A 13,960-nucleotide genomic window follows, 5' to 3' on the forward strand; every position below is an offset into this window, starting at 1 on the left:
TCGCAATCTCGACCTACTTCCGACTCGCGAGGTACCTGACCGCACGGTGTCCCGTGCCGTTCTTTCAACTACTCAGGGTGTCGCCTGTTCACCCCGCTCGACAAACCGGCGGAGCGCCGTGGTGTCGAGCGCTCCCGGCCCCCTGAAGGCCCGGGAAAAGGCCCGGCGGCGAACCGCCAGGTCAAGGCAGACCCGTGTGGGGTGAACATAAGCACCCCGACCGGGGAGCGTACCGCGCCGGTCGGGGACACAAACACCCTCGACAGCCACGATGCGCAGCAGATCGTTCTTGGCCGCCCGATCCCGGCATCCCACACAGGTTCTCTCAGGGCAGGCACCAGCTCGCGTGCGGCCAGACACTGATTAAGTCTACCTCCCCGTACCGACCTCACTCCCTGGGGGGAGTGATCGAACCGTCACTCGATTTGGCCCGGATCCCGGGGGATCCGACCTGAATCAGCCTTGATCGCCCGACTGCTCGGTGTCCGGCCGGATGTCGATCCGCCAGCCGGTCAGCCGCGCCGCCAGCCGGGCGTTCTGCCCCTCCTTGCCGATGGCGAGCGAGAGCTGGTAGTCCGGCACGGTGACCCGGGCCGAGCGGGCCGCCAGATCGACCACCTCGACCTTGCTCACCCGCGCGGGTGACAGCGCGTTCGCCACGAGCTCAGCGGGGTCGTCCGACCAGTCGACGATGTCGATCTTCTCGCCGTGCAGCTCGGCCATCACGCTGCGCACCCGCCCGCCCATCGGGCCGATGCACGCGCCCTTGGCGTTCAGCCCCGTACGGGTGGACCGGACCGCGATCTTGGTGCGGTGGCCCGCCTCACGGGCGATCGCCGCGATCTCCACCGAGCCGTCCGCGATCTCCGGCACCTCGAGCGCGAAGAGCTTCTTGACCAGATTGGGATGCGTACGCGAAAGAGTCACCGACGGTCCGCGCACGCCCTTGACGACTCGTACGACATACGTACGCAGCCGGGTGCCATGGGCGTAGTCCTCGCCCGGGACCTGCTCCTGCACCGGCAGGATCGCCTCGAGACGGCCGATGTCCACCAGCACGTTCTTGGGGTCCTTGCCCTGCTGGACCACGCCGGCGACGACATCGCCCTCCCGCCCCGCGTACTCGCCGAAGGTGATCTCCTCCTCGGCGTCCCGCAGCCGCTGGAGGATGACCTGCTTCGCGGTCATGGCGGCGATCCGGCCGAAGCCGGAGGGGGTGTCGTCGAACTCCTGGGGCTCCTGCCCCTCCGCCAGGTCCTCGGCGTCCTCACGGGCCCATACGGTCACATGGCCGGAGTCGCGGCTGAGCTCCACGCGGGCCCGGCGGCGGCTTCCCTCGGTGCGGTGATAGGCGATGAGGAGGGCCGATTCGATCGCCTCGACCAGCAGGTCGAAGGAGATCTCCTTCTCTCGCACCAGACCCCGCAGGGCACTCATGTCGATGTCCACGGCTACGCCTCCTCCTTGCTCTCGTCGTCGTCGCCCGCGGCCTTGTCCGCGGACTTGCGGTTGAACTCGATCTCCACCCGGGCCTTGGAGATCTCCTCGAAGGCCAGCCGCCTGGCGGTGGGCTTGCGCCCCTTCACGCCGGGGACCTCCAGATCGAGGCCCTCGTCGTCCACCGAGACGATCCGGGCCACCAGCTCGTCGCCGTCGGCGAGGCGCGCCCTCATGAGGCGGCCGGCGGCGCGGCGGTAGTGGCGGGGTTCGGTCAGGGGGCGCTCGGCGCCGGGAGAGGTGACCTCGAGGACGTACGCGGTCTGGCCCATCGCGTCCGTGTCGTCGAGGGTCTTGGAGATGTCCCGGCTCAGCTCCGCACACGTGTCCAGCTGGACGCCGTCGTCGGAATCCACGACCACTCTCAGCACACGCCGCCGCCCGGCCGGTGTCACCTCGACCTCTTCCAGATCCAGGTCTCGCGCGCTGACGATCGGTTCCAGCAGTCCGCGCAGCCTCTCGCTCTGGGTGGTGCTCATCCGGGTGACTCCTCGGCCGCGTGTGCTGTTGTGGGAAGGTCGCGTGTCAGGTCAAAGCCTATCTGTTCCGGCGGCGGGCTGACGATTCGGTGGCCGCTGCCGGGCAGACGGCCTCGGCGCGGGTACGCTCGCCTGCTGTGATCACTACCGGCGGCCGGGAGCGGCCGCAGCCCGGAAAGAGGAACGTGTCGATCACCACTCCCCCGCCCCGTGCCACTCCCCCGCCTCGTGCCACTCCTCCGCCCCGTGCCACGCCCGCGCCTGACGCCGCGTCCGCGATCCCCGCCGCTTCTGCCGCGTCCGCGGTGTCCTCGGCGGCCGCCGCCGCTTCGGCCCGCACCGCGCCGGTGACCCGGCGGCGGAGTCTGCTGCTGGGCGGCGGGGCGCTGGGGGCCGTCGCGCTGCTGAGCGGCTGCTCCGACGACCCCGGGTCCCGGCGCGAGGCGGACGGCGGGGCGGACGTCGCGCTGCTGCGGGCGCGGGGCGCGCGGGACTCCACCGCGCTCCTCGCCCGCTACGACGCGACCGTGGACGCGCATCCCGCCCTCGCGGACCGGCTGGCGCCGCTGCGGGAGGAGACGGCCCGGCATGTCGCGGTCTTCACCGCCGAGGGCCGGTCCCCCTCCCCCTCCGTGACCGTGTCGCGCTCGCCCTCGGCGGGCGGGCGGCGGATGCCGAAGGTCCCCCAGGACGAGAAGCAGGCCCTCTCCGCCCTCGTCCAGGCCGAGCGCCGAACCGCCGACACCCGCACCGCCGCGCTCGCCACCGCGCCGCCCGAGCTGGCCCGGCTGCTGGCCTCCGTCGCGGCCTGCGGCGCCGCCCACGTGTATCTCCTCACGCAGCGCGACACGGACTCGTGATCACGCTCGGGACCACCGGGAAGGGGTACTGACATGGCCGCTCGAGCAGACCGCCCGGCCGTCGGCGAACGCGCCGCGGCGCTCAGGGCCGCGCAGGCGGCGCTCGCCGCCGAGCACGCCGCGGTGTACGGCTACGGCGTCGTCGGCGGGCGGATCGGCGACGACCGGCTCGCGGAGGCGCGCGAGGGCTACGCCGCGCACCGCGCGCGCCGGGACGACCTCGCCCGCACCGTACGCGACCTCGGCTCCAGCCCCACCAGCGCGGCGCCCGCCTACGCCCTGCCCTTCGCGGTACCGGACGCGCCCGCCGCGGTGCGGCTCGCGGCCGAGCTGGAGAACCGGGTCGCCGCCGTCTACGCCGACCTCGTACGGGCCTCGACCGGATCCCTGCGCCGCCAGGCGGCGGGCGCGCTGCGGGAGGCGGCGGTCCGGGCGGTGCGCTGGCGGGGCGGCGGCGTAGCCTTCCCTGGGCTCACCGAACGCGCCGCACCGGCCACTCCGTCGGCGTCGCCGAGCGGTGGGTCGGACGGGGTGTGACGTCACTGATGGTGGAGGGGACAGCGCAGGAATGGCATCGGCACCACGGCCCGGCGGCCGCGATACGGACCGCGTCCACGTGCCGAAGCGGCTTCTGGACGCGCTGAGCGACGACCCGGCGAGCGCCGTACTGAGCTGGCTGGACGCCCTGCCGGGGACGGCCGAGCGGCAGCTGACGGCATGGGAGCTGACCCTGGAGCGGGTCGCGACACCCGGCGGGCGTCACGGGCTCGTCGCGCTCGTACGGCAGGCGGACGGCACCCCGGCGGCGCTGAAGTTCCCGGTCCCCGGCCCGGACGCGGACCGTGAGCGGGCCGCCCTCGCGCACTGGCACGGCTGGGGCGCGGCCCGGCTGCTGCGCGCCGATCCGGACACCGGTGCGCTGCTGCTGGAGCGGCTGCACGGCGCGGTGTCGCTGCGCTCGCTGCCCGAGCCGAAGGCGCTGCTGGAGGCGGCGGGCACGGTGCGGCGGCTGTGGGTGCCGCCGCCCGAGGGGCATCCGTTCCCGTCGGTCACCGGGCGTACCGAGGAGGAGCGGGAGATCCTGCGGGTGCTCGGCACCGGGGGCTGGGCGGCGGATGTCCGTCCGCTCACCGACGAGGCGCTGGAGCTGCGGGCGGCGCTGCCCGCCGAACCGCCCGAGGAGGTGCTGCTGCACGGCGCCTTCCGGCAGGGGAAGGTGCTGGCCGGGGAGCGCGCACCCTGGCTCGCGGTCGGTCCGGCGCCGCTCGTGGGCGAGCGCGCTTACGACCTGGCGCGGCTGGTGCTCGACCGCTGCGAGGACCTGGCCGCGGGGCCCGGCCCCGCCGCGGCCGCGCGCCGCCGGGTCGCCAAGCTGGCGGATTCCCTGGACGTCGACCGCGACCGGCTGCGCGGCTGGTCCCTCTGCCGCGCCGTCGAGACAGGCCTGCGCCACGCCGCCGCCGGCGACCACCGCCGCGCGGAGCTGCTGCTGGAGTTCGCGGGCTGGCTCTGACGGGGCCGCTCGGCACGGCCGGGTGCGGCTTTCGTCTCGCGCCTCGCGCGCGATCGGGCGGCGGGGGCTGGGCGCGGGCTTCGCCGCCCGGTGCCGCGCCCCCGGCGCCGCCGCGGTCGTCAGCCGGTGGTGGTGAGGCGGGCGATGGCCTCGTCGATGGGGAGATCCTCGCGCTCGCCCGTGCGGCGGTCCTTCAGCTCGACGACGCCGTCCTTCGCGCCGCGGCCCACGACCAGGATGGCCGGGACGCCGATCAGCTCGGAGTCGGTGAACTTCACGCCCGGGGAGACACCGGCGCGGTCGTCCACCATGACCCGCAGGCCCGCCGTGCCCAGCTTCTCCGCGAGGTCGAGGGCCATCTCGGTCTGGAGGGCCTTGCCCGCCGCGACGATGTGGACGTCGGCCGGGGCGACCTCGCGGGGCCAGCAGAGCCCGGACTCGTCGTGGGTCTGCTCGGCGAGGGCGGCGACGGCGCGGGAGACGCCGACGCCGTACGAGCCCATCGTGACCCGCGCCGGCTTGCCGTTCTGCCCGAGCACATCGAGCTGGAAGGCGTCGGCGTACTTGCGGCCGAGCTGGAAGATGTGGCCGATCTCGATCGCCCGGTCCAGCTCGATGCCCGCACCGCAGCGGGGGCAGGGGTCGCCCGGCTCGACCACGACGACGTCCAGGTACTGGTCGACCTCGAAGTCACGGCCGCAGACCACGTCGCGGGCGTGGGTGTCGGGCTTGTTGGCGCCGGTCACCCAGGCGGTACCGGGGGCGATACGCGGGTCGGCGATGTAGCGGAAGGCCTTGCCCGCCAGTCCCTGCGGGCCGACGTAGCCGCGCACCAGCTCGGGGCGGCCCTCGAAGTCCTCGGCCGTGACGAGCTCGACGACGGCCGGGGCGAGGTGCTCGCCCAGCTTGCCCAGGTCCACCTCGCGGTCGCCGGGGACGCCCACCGCGGTGATCTCGCCGTCGACCTTGACCAGGAGGTTCTTCAGGGTGGCGGAGGCCGGGACGCCGAGGTACTCGGCGAGGGTCTCGATGGTCGGGGTGTCGGGGGTGTCCAGCTCCTCGAGGGGGCCGTGCGCGGCGCCCTCGACCGGCGCCACGGTCACCGTGACCGCCTCGGTGTTCGCGGCGTAGTCGCAGTTCGGGCAGTCGACGAAGGTGTCCTCGCCGGCCGCCGCCGGGGCCAGGAACTCCTCGGACGCCGAGCCGCCCATCGCGCCGGAGACCGCGGAGACGATGCGGTAGTCCAGGCCGAGCCGCTGGAAGATCCGCTGGTACGCCTCGCGGTGCAGCCGGTAGGACTCGGCGAGGCCCTCGTCGGTGGTGTCGAAGGAGTACGAGTCCTTCATCAGGAACTCGCGCCCGCGCAGCACACCGGAGCGGGGGCGGGCCTCGTCCCGGTACTTGGTCTGGATCTGGTAGAGCATGACCGGCAGGTCCTTGTAGGACGTGCACTGGTCCTTGACCGTCAGGGTGAAGATCTCCTCGTGGGTCGGGCCCAGGAGGTAATCGGCACCCTTACGGTCCTTGATCCGGAAGAGCAGATCGCCGTACTCGTCCCAGCGGCCGCTCGTCTCGTACGGCTCACGGGGCAGCAGTGCGGGCAGGAGGACCTCCTGGGCGCCGATGGCGTCCATCTCCTCGCGGACGATCCGCGAGACGTTCTCCAGGACCTTCTTGCCGATCGGCAGCCAGGTCCAGATGCCCGCGGCGGCGCGGCGGACGTACCCGGCGCGGACGAGCAGCTTGTGGCTGGCGGTCTCGGCGTCCGCCGGGTCTTCGCGCAGCGTCTTCAGCATCATCGTGGACATGCGCTGGACGTTGACGGCGTGGGCCATGGGGTCTCTCCTGCGTGCGATGGGATGTTCAGGAGGTTAGCCGCACGGGCTGGTTTCCCGGAAATGCACAGGGCTCCGCGACGGCGCCGGGCCTGTCCGGTGGATCTTCGCGCCTGTGACATCAGCGGCTGACGCCACGGGCCAGTGAAGATCCGCCGACGCATCGCGGCACGTCCAGCGGAGCGCCTAGCGGCGGCGCAGCGGCAGGGGGGCTCCCATCACGGCGTACGGGCTCGGGGCGCTCGGGAAGAGCACGGGGCGGGCGAGGTCGCGGTAGCCCAGTGAGCGGTAGAGCGCGCGGGCCGGGCTCTCGGTGTCGATCGCGGACAGGATCGAGCGCGGCTCCTCGGCGCCGTCCGTGATGGTCGTGATCAGCTGCCGGCCGATGCCGCGGCTCTGGTATTCGGGGTGGACGTGCAGTTCGGTGATGACGAACGAGTCGTCCAGCCAGTCCTCGTGCCCGGCCGCGCGCAGATACGGCTGGACGACCGTGGACCACCAGTGGGTGCGGTTGTTGGGCATGCCGTAGACGAAGCCGACGAGCCGGCCGGAGGGCGTCGTCGCGCCGAGCGCGCGGGCGCCGGGGCTCTTGAGGTGGCGCAGCACGATGTGGCGTCGTACGCCGACCTCCTCGGCCGTCAGCCCGAAGGCGACGGCCTGGACGTCGAGCGCTTCGTCCACGCGTGCGGCGAGGTCGAGCGACCCGACGACGACGTCTTCGGGTTCCGGGGTCCGCCCCCCGGGGAGATGCAGCATGGGCGGCACCCTACTGGCCCGTCGATCAGAACAGCACACTCATGAACGCGCCGACTTCCCGGAAGCCGACCCGGCGGTACGCGGCGCGGGCCGCGGTGTTGAAGTCGTTGACGTACAGGCTCACCACCGGGGCCACCTCGCTCAGCGCATAGCGCAGCACGGCCGCCATTCCGGTCTCGGACAGGCCGCGGCCGCGGTACTCGGGGGCCACCCATACGCCCTGGATCTGGCAGGCCTGCGGGGTGGCCGCGCCGATCTCGGCCTTGAACACCACCCGGCCGTTCTCGATCCGGGCGAAGGAGCGCCCGGCGGTGACGAGCTCGGCGACCCGCGCCTGGTAGAGCAGCCCGCCGTCGCCCGCGAGCGGCGAGACGCCGACCTCCTCGGTGAACATCGCCACGCACGCGGGCATGATCACGTCCATCTCGTCCCTGCGGACGCGGCGCACCAGCGGATCGGGCGGGACGTCGGCGGGCATCGAGCTGGTGACCATCAGCGGCTGACGGGCCCGGACCTCACGGGCCGGGCCCCAGCTGGGCTCCAGCAGGGACCACAGCCCGGCGGTGGTCTCGGCGGGGCCGACGATCGAGGAGCAGCGGCGGCCCGCCCGGCGGGCGCGCTCGGCGAAGCCGCGCACGGCCTCGGGGGTGGCGCAGATGGGGACGAGGTTCGCCCCGGCGTAGCAGAGCGACTCCAGCCGTCCGCCGGAGTACCAGCCCCACATCTCGCCGCCGAGCCGCCACGGGTCCAGGCCGGCGACCTGGACGCGGGCGGCCACGAAGGCGTTCGAGACGGGGTCGCGGTCGAGCACCGCAAGGGCCGCGTCGAGCTCATGGGGCTCGAGGACCCTGGTGGTGGACGTGGTCAGCACGTGTCGGTCTGCCTCACGTGGTGCGGGCCCGCGGGCCGGGGACGTCGATTCTCCAGACTCTACCGCGCAGGCCAAGAGGGCCCCTCACCGCCTTTTCCAGGGGCCCTGCGCGCCTCCCCGGGGGCGCTTCAGCCGCTGACGGAGACCTCGGGCTCGCCGGAGGCGATGCCGTCCTTCTCCATCTGCTCGGCGATCTTCATGGCCTCGTCGATCAGGGTCTCCACGATCTTCGACTCCGGCACGGTCTTGATGACCTCGCCCTTGACGAAGATCTGCCCCTTGCCGTTGCCGGAGGCGACGCCCAGGTCCGCCTCGCGGGCCTCGCCGGGGCCGTTGACGACACACCCCATGACCGCCACCCGCAGCGGGACCTCCATGCCCTCCAGACCGGCCGTGACCTCGTCCGCGAGCTTGTACACATCCACCTGCGCCCGGCCGCACGACGGACACGAGACGATCTCCAGCCGCCGCTGCCGCAGATTCAGCGACTCCAGGATCTGGATCCCGACCTTGACCTCCTCCGCCGGAGGCGCCGACAACGACACCCGGATCGTGTCCCCGATCCCCTCACTCAGCAGCGCGCCGAACGCCACCGCCGACTTGATCGTCCCCTGGAACGCCGGACCCGCCTCCGTCACCCCCAGATGCAACGGATAGTCACACTGAGCCGCCAACTGCCGGTAGGCGTTGACCATCACCACCGGATCGTTGTGCTTCACCGAGATCTTGATGTCCCGGAACCCGTGCTCCTCGAACAGCGAACACTCCCACAACGCCGACTCCACCAACGCCTCCGGCGTGGCCTTCCCGTACTTCTCCAGCAACCGCTTGTCCAGCGACCCCGCGTTCACCCCGATACGAATCGGCACACCCGCGTCCGACGCCGCCTTCGCGATCTCCTTGACCTTGTCGTCGAACTGCCGGATGTTCCCCGGATTCACCCGCACCGCCGCACACCCGGCATCAATCGCCGCGAACACGTACTTCGGCTGGAAATGAATGTCGGCGATCACCGGGATCTGCGACTTCTTCGCGATCACCGGCAACGCGTCCGCGTCATCCTGCGACGGACACGCCACCCGCACGATCTGGCAACCCGACGCCGTCAGCTCCGCGATCTGCTGCAGCGTCGCACCGATGTCCGCCGTCACCGCCGTCGTCATCGACTGCACCGAGACCGGCGCGTCGCCACCCACGGCCACCGATCCGACCTGGATCTTCCGGCTGACCCTGCGCTCGGCGAGCTTGGCCGGTACGGACGGCATTCCTAGCGAAATCGCAGTCATCTGGTTCGTAACCCCAAGGTGTGTGCGTGGCTGGAGATCAGCGGACTCCGATCTCCGAGATTACGGCACCGGTCATGGCCTCAGCACACCGCGCTCCTGAAGTCCACCCAAAGGTGAACTTCAGGACATCTCGCGTCATCAGGAGATTTTCACGGGGTTCACGACGTCCGCCACCAGGACGAGCAGCGTGAAGCAGATGAAAACTCCGGCGATCACATAGGCGACCGGCATCATCTTCGCCACATCGAACGGCCCGGGGTCGGGCCGCCTCACCAGCCGGGCGGTGTGGCGCCGGATGGCCTCCCACACCGCGCCCGCGATGTGGCCGCCGTCCAGCGGCAGCAGCGGCAGCATGTTGAACAGGAACAGCGAGAGGTTGAACCCGGCGACCAGGAAGAGCATGGTCGCGATCCGCTGGGAGGGCGGGATGTCGAGGTTGGCGACCTCGCCGCCGACCCGGGCCGCGCCCACGACGCCCATCGGGGAGTCCGCCTTGCGCTCGCCGTCCCCGAAGGCCGCGTTCCACAGGTCCGGGATCTTGGAGGGCAGGGCGATCATCGAGTCGATGCCGTCCTCGACCATGTTGCCCATGCGGTCCACGGACTGGCCGAAGGACTGCTGGACCACTCCGTTGGCCGGGGTGAAGCCGAGGAAGCCGGCGGTGACGAACTCGCCCTCGACATAGCCGCCGTTCCCGTCGGACTTGGCGACCTGGTTCTCTATGAGGTCGGCGTGCAGGGTCTTGCGGACGCCGTCCCGCTCGACGGTGATCGTGGCGGGGCCGGTGGTCTCGCGGATGTCCTGCTGGAGGGCGCCCCAGTCCGGGGTGGGGCGGCCGTTGAAGGCGACGATCTTGTCCCGGGGCTGCAGACCTGCGGCCTTGGCCGGGGAGTCCTTGGCGCCCTTGGGGCACTTGTCGGTGGAGGACGAGGCCGCGACCACGCACTGGGAGACCGTGCCCACACTGGTGGTCTGGGTGTTGACGCCGAAGCTCATCATCACCCCGAGGAAGATCACCACCGCGAGGACCAGGTTCATGAAGGGCCCGGCGAACATGACGATCACGCGCTTCCACGGCGTGCGCGTGTAGAACAGGCGCTTGTCGTCGCCGGGCTGCAGCTCCTCGAAGGCGGCCGACCGGGCGTCCTCGATCATGCCGCGCCACGGTGAGGTGGAGCGCGCGGCGATCTTTCCGTCGTCGCCCGGCGGGAACATCCCGATCATGCGGATGTAGCCACCCAGCGGAACCGCCTTGATGCCGTACTCGGTATCGCCCTTCTTCCGGGAGAAGATGGTCGGCCCGAAGCCGACCATGTACTGGGGCACCCGGATGCCGAAGAGCTTGGCCGTGGAGAGGTGGCCGAGCTCATGCCAGGCGATCGAGATCAGCAGGCCGACGGCGAACACCACTATGCCGAGGACCGTCATCAGTGTCGTCATGCGCGAGCCTCCGGGGTCGCCTTCGCCGCTCTGGCGGCCAGTTCCGTTGCGCGGGCGCGGGCCCATGTCTCGGCCTCGAGGACGTCCGCGACGGTGAGCCGGGTTCCCGCGGCCGGGGTGCCGTGCTCGGCCACCACCTCGGCGACCGTATCGACGATTCCGTTGAACGGCAGCTTTCCGTCAAGGAAGGCGTCCACGCACTCCTCGTTCGCCGCGTTGAAGACGGCCGGAGCGGTGCCGCCGAGGTCGCCGACGTGGCGGGCGAGCCCGATCGAGGGGAACGCCTCGGTGTCCAGGGGGAAGAACTCCCAGGTGTGGGCCTTGGTCCAGTCGCAGCCGGGCGCGGCGCCCGGCACCCGCTCGGGCCAGCCGAGGCCGAGCGCGATGGGCATCCGCATATCGGGCGGGCTCGCCTGGGCGAGCGTCGAGCCATCGGTGAATTCAACCATCGAGTGGATATACGACTGAGGGTGGACCACCACCTCAATCCGTTCGAAGGGAATGTCGTAGAGCAGGTGAGCCTCGATGACCTCCAGGCCCTTGTTCACGAGGGTCGCGGAGTTGATCGTGATCACCGGGCCCATGTCCCAGGTGGGGTGGGCCAGCGCCTGCTCCGGGGTGACCGAGGCCAGCTCCCGCTTGGTCCGGCCGCGGAACGGGCCGCCGGAGGCGGTGACGACCAGCTTGCGGACCTCCTCGCGGGCGCCGCCGAGCAGCGCCTGGAAGAGCGCGGAGTGCTCGGAGTCGACGGGGACGATCTGCCCGGGCTTGGCCACGGCCTTGACCAGGGGGCCGCCGACGATGAGCGATTCCTTGTTGGCCAGCGCCAGCACCCGGCCCGCCTCCAGGGCGGCCAGGGTGGGTGCCAGGCCGATGGAGCCGGTGATGCCGTTGAGCACGGTGTGGCACTGGGAGCGGGCGAGCTCGGTGGCCGCGTCGGGCCCCGCCAGGATCTCGGGGAGCGGCTCACCGGCGCCGTAGCGCGCGCTCAGCGCCTGGCGCACCTCGGCCACCGCCTCGGGCCGGGCGACCGCGACCCTGTCCACCCGCAGCCGGTGGGCCTGCTCGGCGAGGAGCCCGGCCCGCCCCCCGGCGGCGGACAGGCCGGTCACGCGGAAGCGGTCGGGATTGCGCAGCACCACGTCGATGGCCTGGGTGCCGATCGAACCGGTGGAGCCCAGGATCACGATGTCGCGCACGCTCGCCGCGGCGGTGGCCGCCGGAACGCGCAGATGCGGGTCAGCCAGGGAATCCGTCATCCCCCCATTGTGGGGGCAAGGGGTGACGGCTCGGTGACAAGCCCCGGGATCCGGTGATCGCGGATCCCGGGGCCCGTCAGCACGTGCCCCGGCGGCTTCCCGGCGGCTCCTCAGTGGATGGGCCGGTGGACGTTCTGCTCGACGGTCGGGCCGGGAGTGGCGTCGGCGATCCAGGGGCCGTCGCCGCTGGGATCGATCACGCCGTGCTCGAGCCACTCGTACGTTCCGGAGAGCACCCCGGATACCACCTTGCGGTCGAGTTCGTCGGTGTTGGTCCACAGCCGCCCGAAGAGCTCCTCGGCGCGGATCCTGGCCTGCCGGCAGAACGCGTCGGCCAACTGGTAGGCCGCGACGCCGTGGTCGCCGCGGGAGCGCAGCATCTCGGCCCGTACGCAGGCCGCGCTCATCGCGAACAGCTCCGCGCCGATGTCGACGATCCGGCTGAGGAAGCCCTGTTTGGTCTCCATCCGGCCCTTCCAGCGCGACATGGCGTAGAACGTGGAGCGGGCCAGCTTGCGCGCCGAGCGCTCCACATAGCGCAGATGCGGGGAGAGGTCCGGGTGCCCGGCCGGGTTGAACTCCGGGTAGGAGCGGGGCAGCTGGCCGGGGCCGGTGAGCAGGCCGGGCAGCCAGCGGGCGTAGAAGCCACCGGCCTTGGCGGCAGCCTTGCCCTTGTCCTGGAGGGACTTGTCGGGGTCGATGAGATCGCCCGCCACGGACAGATGGGCGTCCACGGCCTCGCGGGCGATGAGGAGGTGCATGATCTCGGTCGAGCCCTCGAAGATCCGGTTGATGCGCAGATCGCGCAGCATCTGCTCGGCGGGGACGGCCCGCTCCCCGCGGGCGGCCAGCGAGGCCGCGGTCTCATAGCCACGGCCGCCGCGGATCTGGACCAGTTCGTCGGCCATCAGCCAGGCCATCTCGCTGCCGTAGAGCTTGGCGAGCGCCGCCTCGATGCGGATGTCGTTGCGGTCCTCGTCGGCCATCTGGGAGGCGAGGTCGATGACGGCCTCCAGGGCGAAGGTGGTCGCCGCGATGAAGGAGATCTTGGCGCCGACGGCCTCGTGCTCGGCGATGGGCTTGCCCCACTGCTCACGGGCGGCGGACCATTCGCGGGCGATCTTCAGACACCACTTCCCGGCGCCCGCGCACATCGCGGGCAGCGACAGCCGCCCGGTGTTGAGCGTGGTCAGCGCGATCTTGAGGCCGGCGCCCTCGGGGCCGATCCGGTTGGCGGCCGGGACCCGGACCCGGTGCAGGCGGGTGACGCCGTTCTCCAGACCGCGCAGCCCCATGAAGGCGTTGCGGTTCTCGACGGTGACGCCCTCGGAGGCGGTCTCGACGACGAAGGCGGTGATGCCGCCCCTGCGGCCCTCGGAGCGCGGCACCCGGGCCATCACCACGAGCAGGTCGGCGACCACGCCGTTGGTGGTCCACAGCTTGACGCCGTCCAGCAGGTAGTCGTCGCCGTCGGGCACGGCGGTGGTGGCGAGGCGGGCCGGGTCGGAGCCCACGTCCGGCTCGGTGAGCAGGAAGGCCGAGATGTCGGTGCGGGCGCAGCGCGGCAGGAAGCGGTCCTTCTGCTCCTGGGTGCCGAAGAGCTTCAGCGGCTGGGGTACGCCGATGGACTGGTGGGCGGAGAGCAGGGCGCCGATCGCCGGGCTGACGGAACCGGCCAGGGCCAGGGCCTTGTTGTAGTAGACCTGGGTGAGACCGAGGCCCCCGTACTTGGTGTCGATCTTCATGCCGAGCGCGCCGAGTTCCTTGAGCCCCTTGATGGTCTCGTCGGGGATCTGCGCCTCGCGCTCGATACGGGCGGCGTCGACCCGCGTCTCGCAGAACTCCTGGAGCTTGGCGAGGAAGGTCTCGCCGCGGCGGACGTCGTCCGGGGCGGGGGCGGGGTGGGGATGGATCAGATCGAGTCGGAAGCGGCCGAGGAAGAGCTCCTTGGCGAAGCTGGGCTTGTGCCATACCTGTTCGCGTGCGGCCTCGGCGACCTGGCGCGCTTCACGCTCGGACACCGGCCTGACGGAGGATGCGGTCATCGGTGCTCCCTTTGCCGCGACGATCTCGTGACATTACCGGCACGTACCGCTGCCAGTGTGCATCCGGTCCGACGGGACGGCAAAGCGGGAGGACGCCGGGATCTGCGGGTTCGGGAGGG

Annotated in this window: 13 protein-coding genes; 3 read left to right on the forward strand and 10 right to left on the reverse strand. The window is 71.7% G+C overall.

Going from position 1 to position 13,960, the window contains the following annotated elements:
* Nucleotides 1–72: 72 nt before the first annotated feature.
* The 3 genes from LIV37_RS15580 to rimP all read right to left on the reverse strand — a co-directional run bounded on the left by LIV37_RS15580 (nt 73) and on the right by rimP (nt 1,976).
* Nucleotides 73–360, reverse strand: a complete 288-nt coding sequence (locus tag LIV37_RS15580) for a YlxR family protein (RefSeq protein ID WP_121824906.1) — start codon at nt 358–360, stop codon at nt 73–75.
* A gap of 96 nt (nt 361–456) precedes the next feature.
* On the reverse strand, nt 457–1,449 hold the full coding sequence (gene nusA / locus LIV37_RS15585; protein WP_020868087.1) for a transcription termination factor NusA: 993 nt from the start codon (nt 1,447–1,449) through the stop codon (nt 457–459).
* A gap of 2 nt (nt 1,450–1,451) precedes the next feature.
* Nucleotides 1,452–1,976, reverse strand: coding sequence for a ribosome maturation factor RimP (gene rimP, locus LIV37_RS15590; protein ID WP_020868088.1), 525 nt, complete (start codon nt 1,974–1,976; stop codon nt 1,452–1,454).
* A gap of 137 nt (nt 1,977–2,113) precedes the next feature.
* Between rimP and LIV37_RS15595 the strand changes: the two genes are divergently transcribed.
* From LIV37_RS15595 to LIV37_RS15605, 3 genes are read left to right on the forward strand one after another with little or no spacing between them, the layout of a single operon-like run.
* Entirely contained in the window at nt 2,114–2,836 is a 723-nt protein-coding gene (locus tag LIV37_RS15595) for a hypothetical protein (protein ID WP_309471149.1), read from the forward strand.
* Between the two features lie 33 nt (nt 2,837–2,869).
* Nucleotides 2,870–3,373: a ferritin-like domain-containing protein gene (locus tag LIV37_RS15600; RefSeq protein ID WP_020868090.1), complete on the forward strand. Its 504-nt coding sequence runs from the start codon at nt 2,870–2,872 to the stop codon at nt 3,371–3,373.
* A 31-nt stretch (nt 3,374–3,404) separates the two neighbouring features.
* Nucleotides 3,405–4,349: an aminoglycoside phosphotransferase family protein gene (locus LIV37_RS15605; protein ID WP_121824905.1), complete on the forward strand. Its 945-nt coding sequence runs from the start codon at nt 3,405–3,407 to the stop codon at nt 4,347–4,349.
* 119 nt (nt 4,350–4,468) lie between these two features.
* Here the strand turns inward: LIV37_RS15605 and LIV37_RS15610 are convergent, their stop codons facing one another.
* The 7 genes from LIV37_RS15610 to LIV37_RS15640 all read right to left on the reverse strand — a co-directional run bounded on the left by LIV37_RS15610 (nt 4,469) and on the right by LIV37_RS15640 (nt 13,841).
* The gene (locus LIV37_RS15610) at nt 4,469–6,184 is read right to left on the reverse strand and encodes a proline--tRNA ligase (protein ID WP_020868092.1); all 1,716 of its coding nucleotides are present in this window, start codon (nt 6,182–6,184) and stop codon (nt 4,469–4,471) included.
* A gap of 186 nt (nt 6,185–6,370) precedes the next feature.
* Entirely contained in the window at nt 6,371–6,940 is a 570-nt protein-coding gene (locus LIV37_RS15615; RefSeq protein ID WP_020868093.1) for a GNAT family N-acetyltransferase, read from the reverse strand.
* 25 nt (nt 6,941–6,965) lie between these two features.
* Nucleotides 6,966–7,811, reverse strand: a complete 846-nt coding sequence (locus tag LIV37_RS15620) for a GNAT family N-acetyltransferase (RefSeq protein WP_020868094.1) — start codon at nt 7,809–7,811, stop codon at nt 6,966–6,968.
* 128 nt (nt 7,812–7,939) lie between these two features.
* Nucleotides 7,940–9,097: a flavodoxin-dependent (E)-4-hydroxy-3-methylbut-2-enyl-diphosphate synthase gene (gene ispG, locus LIV37_RS15625; RefSeq protein ID WP_121824904.1), complete on the reverse strand. Its 1,158-nt coding sequence runs from the start codon at nt 9,095–9,097 to the stop codon at nt 7,940–7,942.
* Nucleotides 9,098–9,235: 138 nt separating this feature from the next.
* Nucleotides 9,236–10,537: a M50 family metallopeptidase gene (locus tag LIV37_RS15630; protein ID WP_020868095.1), complete on the reverse strand. Its 1,302-nt coding sequence runs from the start codon at nt 10,535–10,537 to the stop codon at nt 9,236–9,238.
* The gene (gene dxr / locus LIV37_RS15635) at nt 10,534–11,796 is read right to left on the reverse strand and encodes a 1-deoxy-D-xylulose-5-phosphate reductoisomerase (protein ID WP_020868096.1); all 1,263 of its coding nucleotides are present in this window, start codon (nt 11,794–11,796) and stop codon (nt 10,534–10,536) included. The genes LIV37_RS15630 and dxr overlap by 4 nt, the downstream gene beginning before the upstream one ends.
* Before the next feature lie 110 nt (nt 11,797–11,906).
* Nucleotides 11,907–13,841 carry an acyl-CoA dehydrogenase family protein gene (locus LIV37_RS15640; protein WP_020868097.1) on the reverse strand — a complete coding sequence of 645 codons (1,935 nt, stop codon included), beginning with the start codon at nt 13,839–13,841 and terminating at the stop codon, nt 11,907–11,909.
* Nucleotides 13,842–13,960 lie beyond the last annotated feature (119 nt).

Origin of the sequence: Streptomyces rapamycinicus NRRL 5491, from assembly GCF_024298965.1 — a bacterium.
GTDB classification, from domain to species: domain Bacteria; phylum Actinomycetota; class Actinomycetes; order Streptomycetales; family Streptomycetaceae; genus Streptomyces; species Streptomyces rapamycinicus.

What these genes read in the sequence shown, in the direction of transcription:
- LIV37_RS15610 (WP_020868092.1), bottom strand. Translation starts at nt 6,184, where the DNA reads ATGGCCCACGCCGTCAACGTCCAGCGCATGTCCACGATGATGCTGAAG.
- LIV37_RS15600 (WP_020868090.1), top strand. Translation starts at nt 2,870, where the DNA reads ATGGCCGCTCGAGCAGACCGCCCGGCCGTCGGCGAACGCGCCGCGGCG.
- LIV37_RS15615 (WP_020868093.1), bottom strand. Translation starts at nt 6,940, where the DNA reads ATGCTGCATCTCCCCGGGGGGCGGACCCCGGAACCCGAAGACGTCGTC.
- dxr (WP_020868096.1), bottom strand. Translation starts at nt 11,796, where the DNA reads ATGACGGATTCCCTGGCTGACCCGCATCTGCGCGTTCCGGCGGCCACC.
- LIV37_RS15630 (WP_020868095.1), bottom strand. Translation starts at nt 10,537, where the DNA reads ATGACGACACTGATGACGGTCCTCGGCATAGTGGTGTTCGCCGTCGGC.
- LIV37_RS15640 (WP_020868097.1), bottom strand. Translation starts at nt 13,841, where the DNA reads ATGACCGCATCCTCCGTCAGGCCGGTGTCCGAGCGTGAAGCGCGCCAG.
- LIV37_RS15605 (WP_121824905.1), top strand. Translation starts at nt 3,405, where the DNA reads ATGGCATCGGCACCACGGCCCGGCGGCCGCGATACGGACCGCGTCCAC.
- ispG (WP_121824904.1), bottom strand. Translation starts at nt 9,097, where the DNA reads ATGACTGCGATTTCGCTAGGAATGCCGTCCGTACCGGCCAAGCTCGCC.
- rimP (WP_020868088.1), bottom strand. Translation starts at nt 1,976, where the DNA reads ATGAGCACCACCCAGAGCGAGAGGCTGCGCGGACTGCTGGAACCGATC.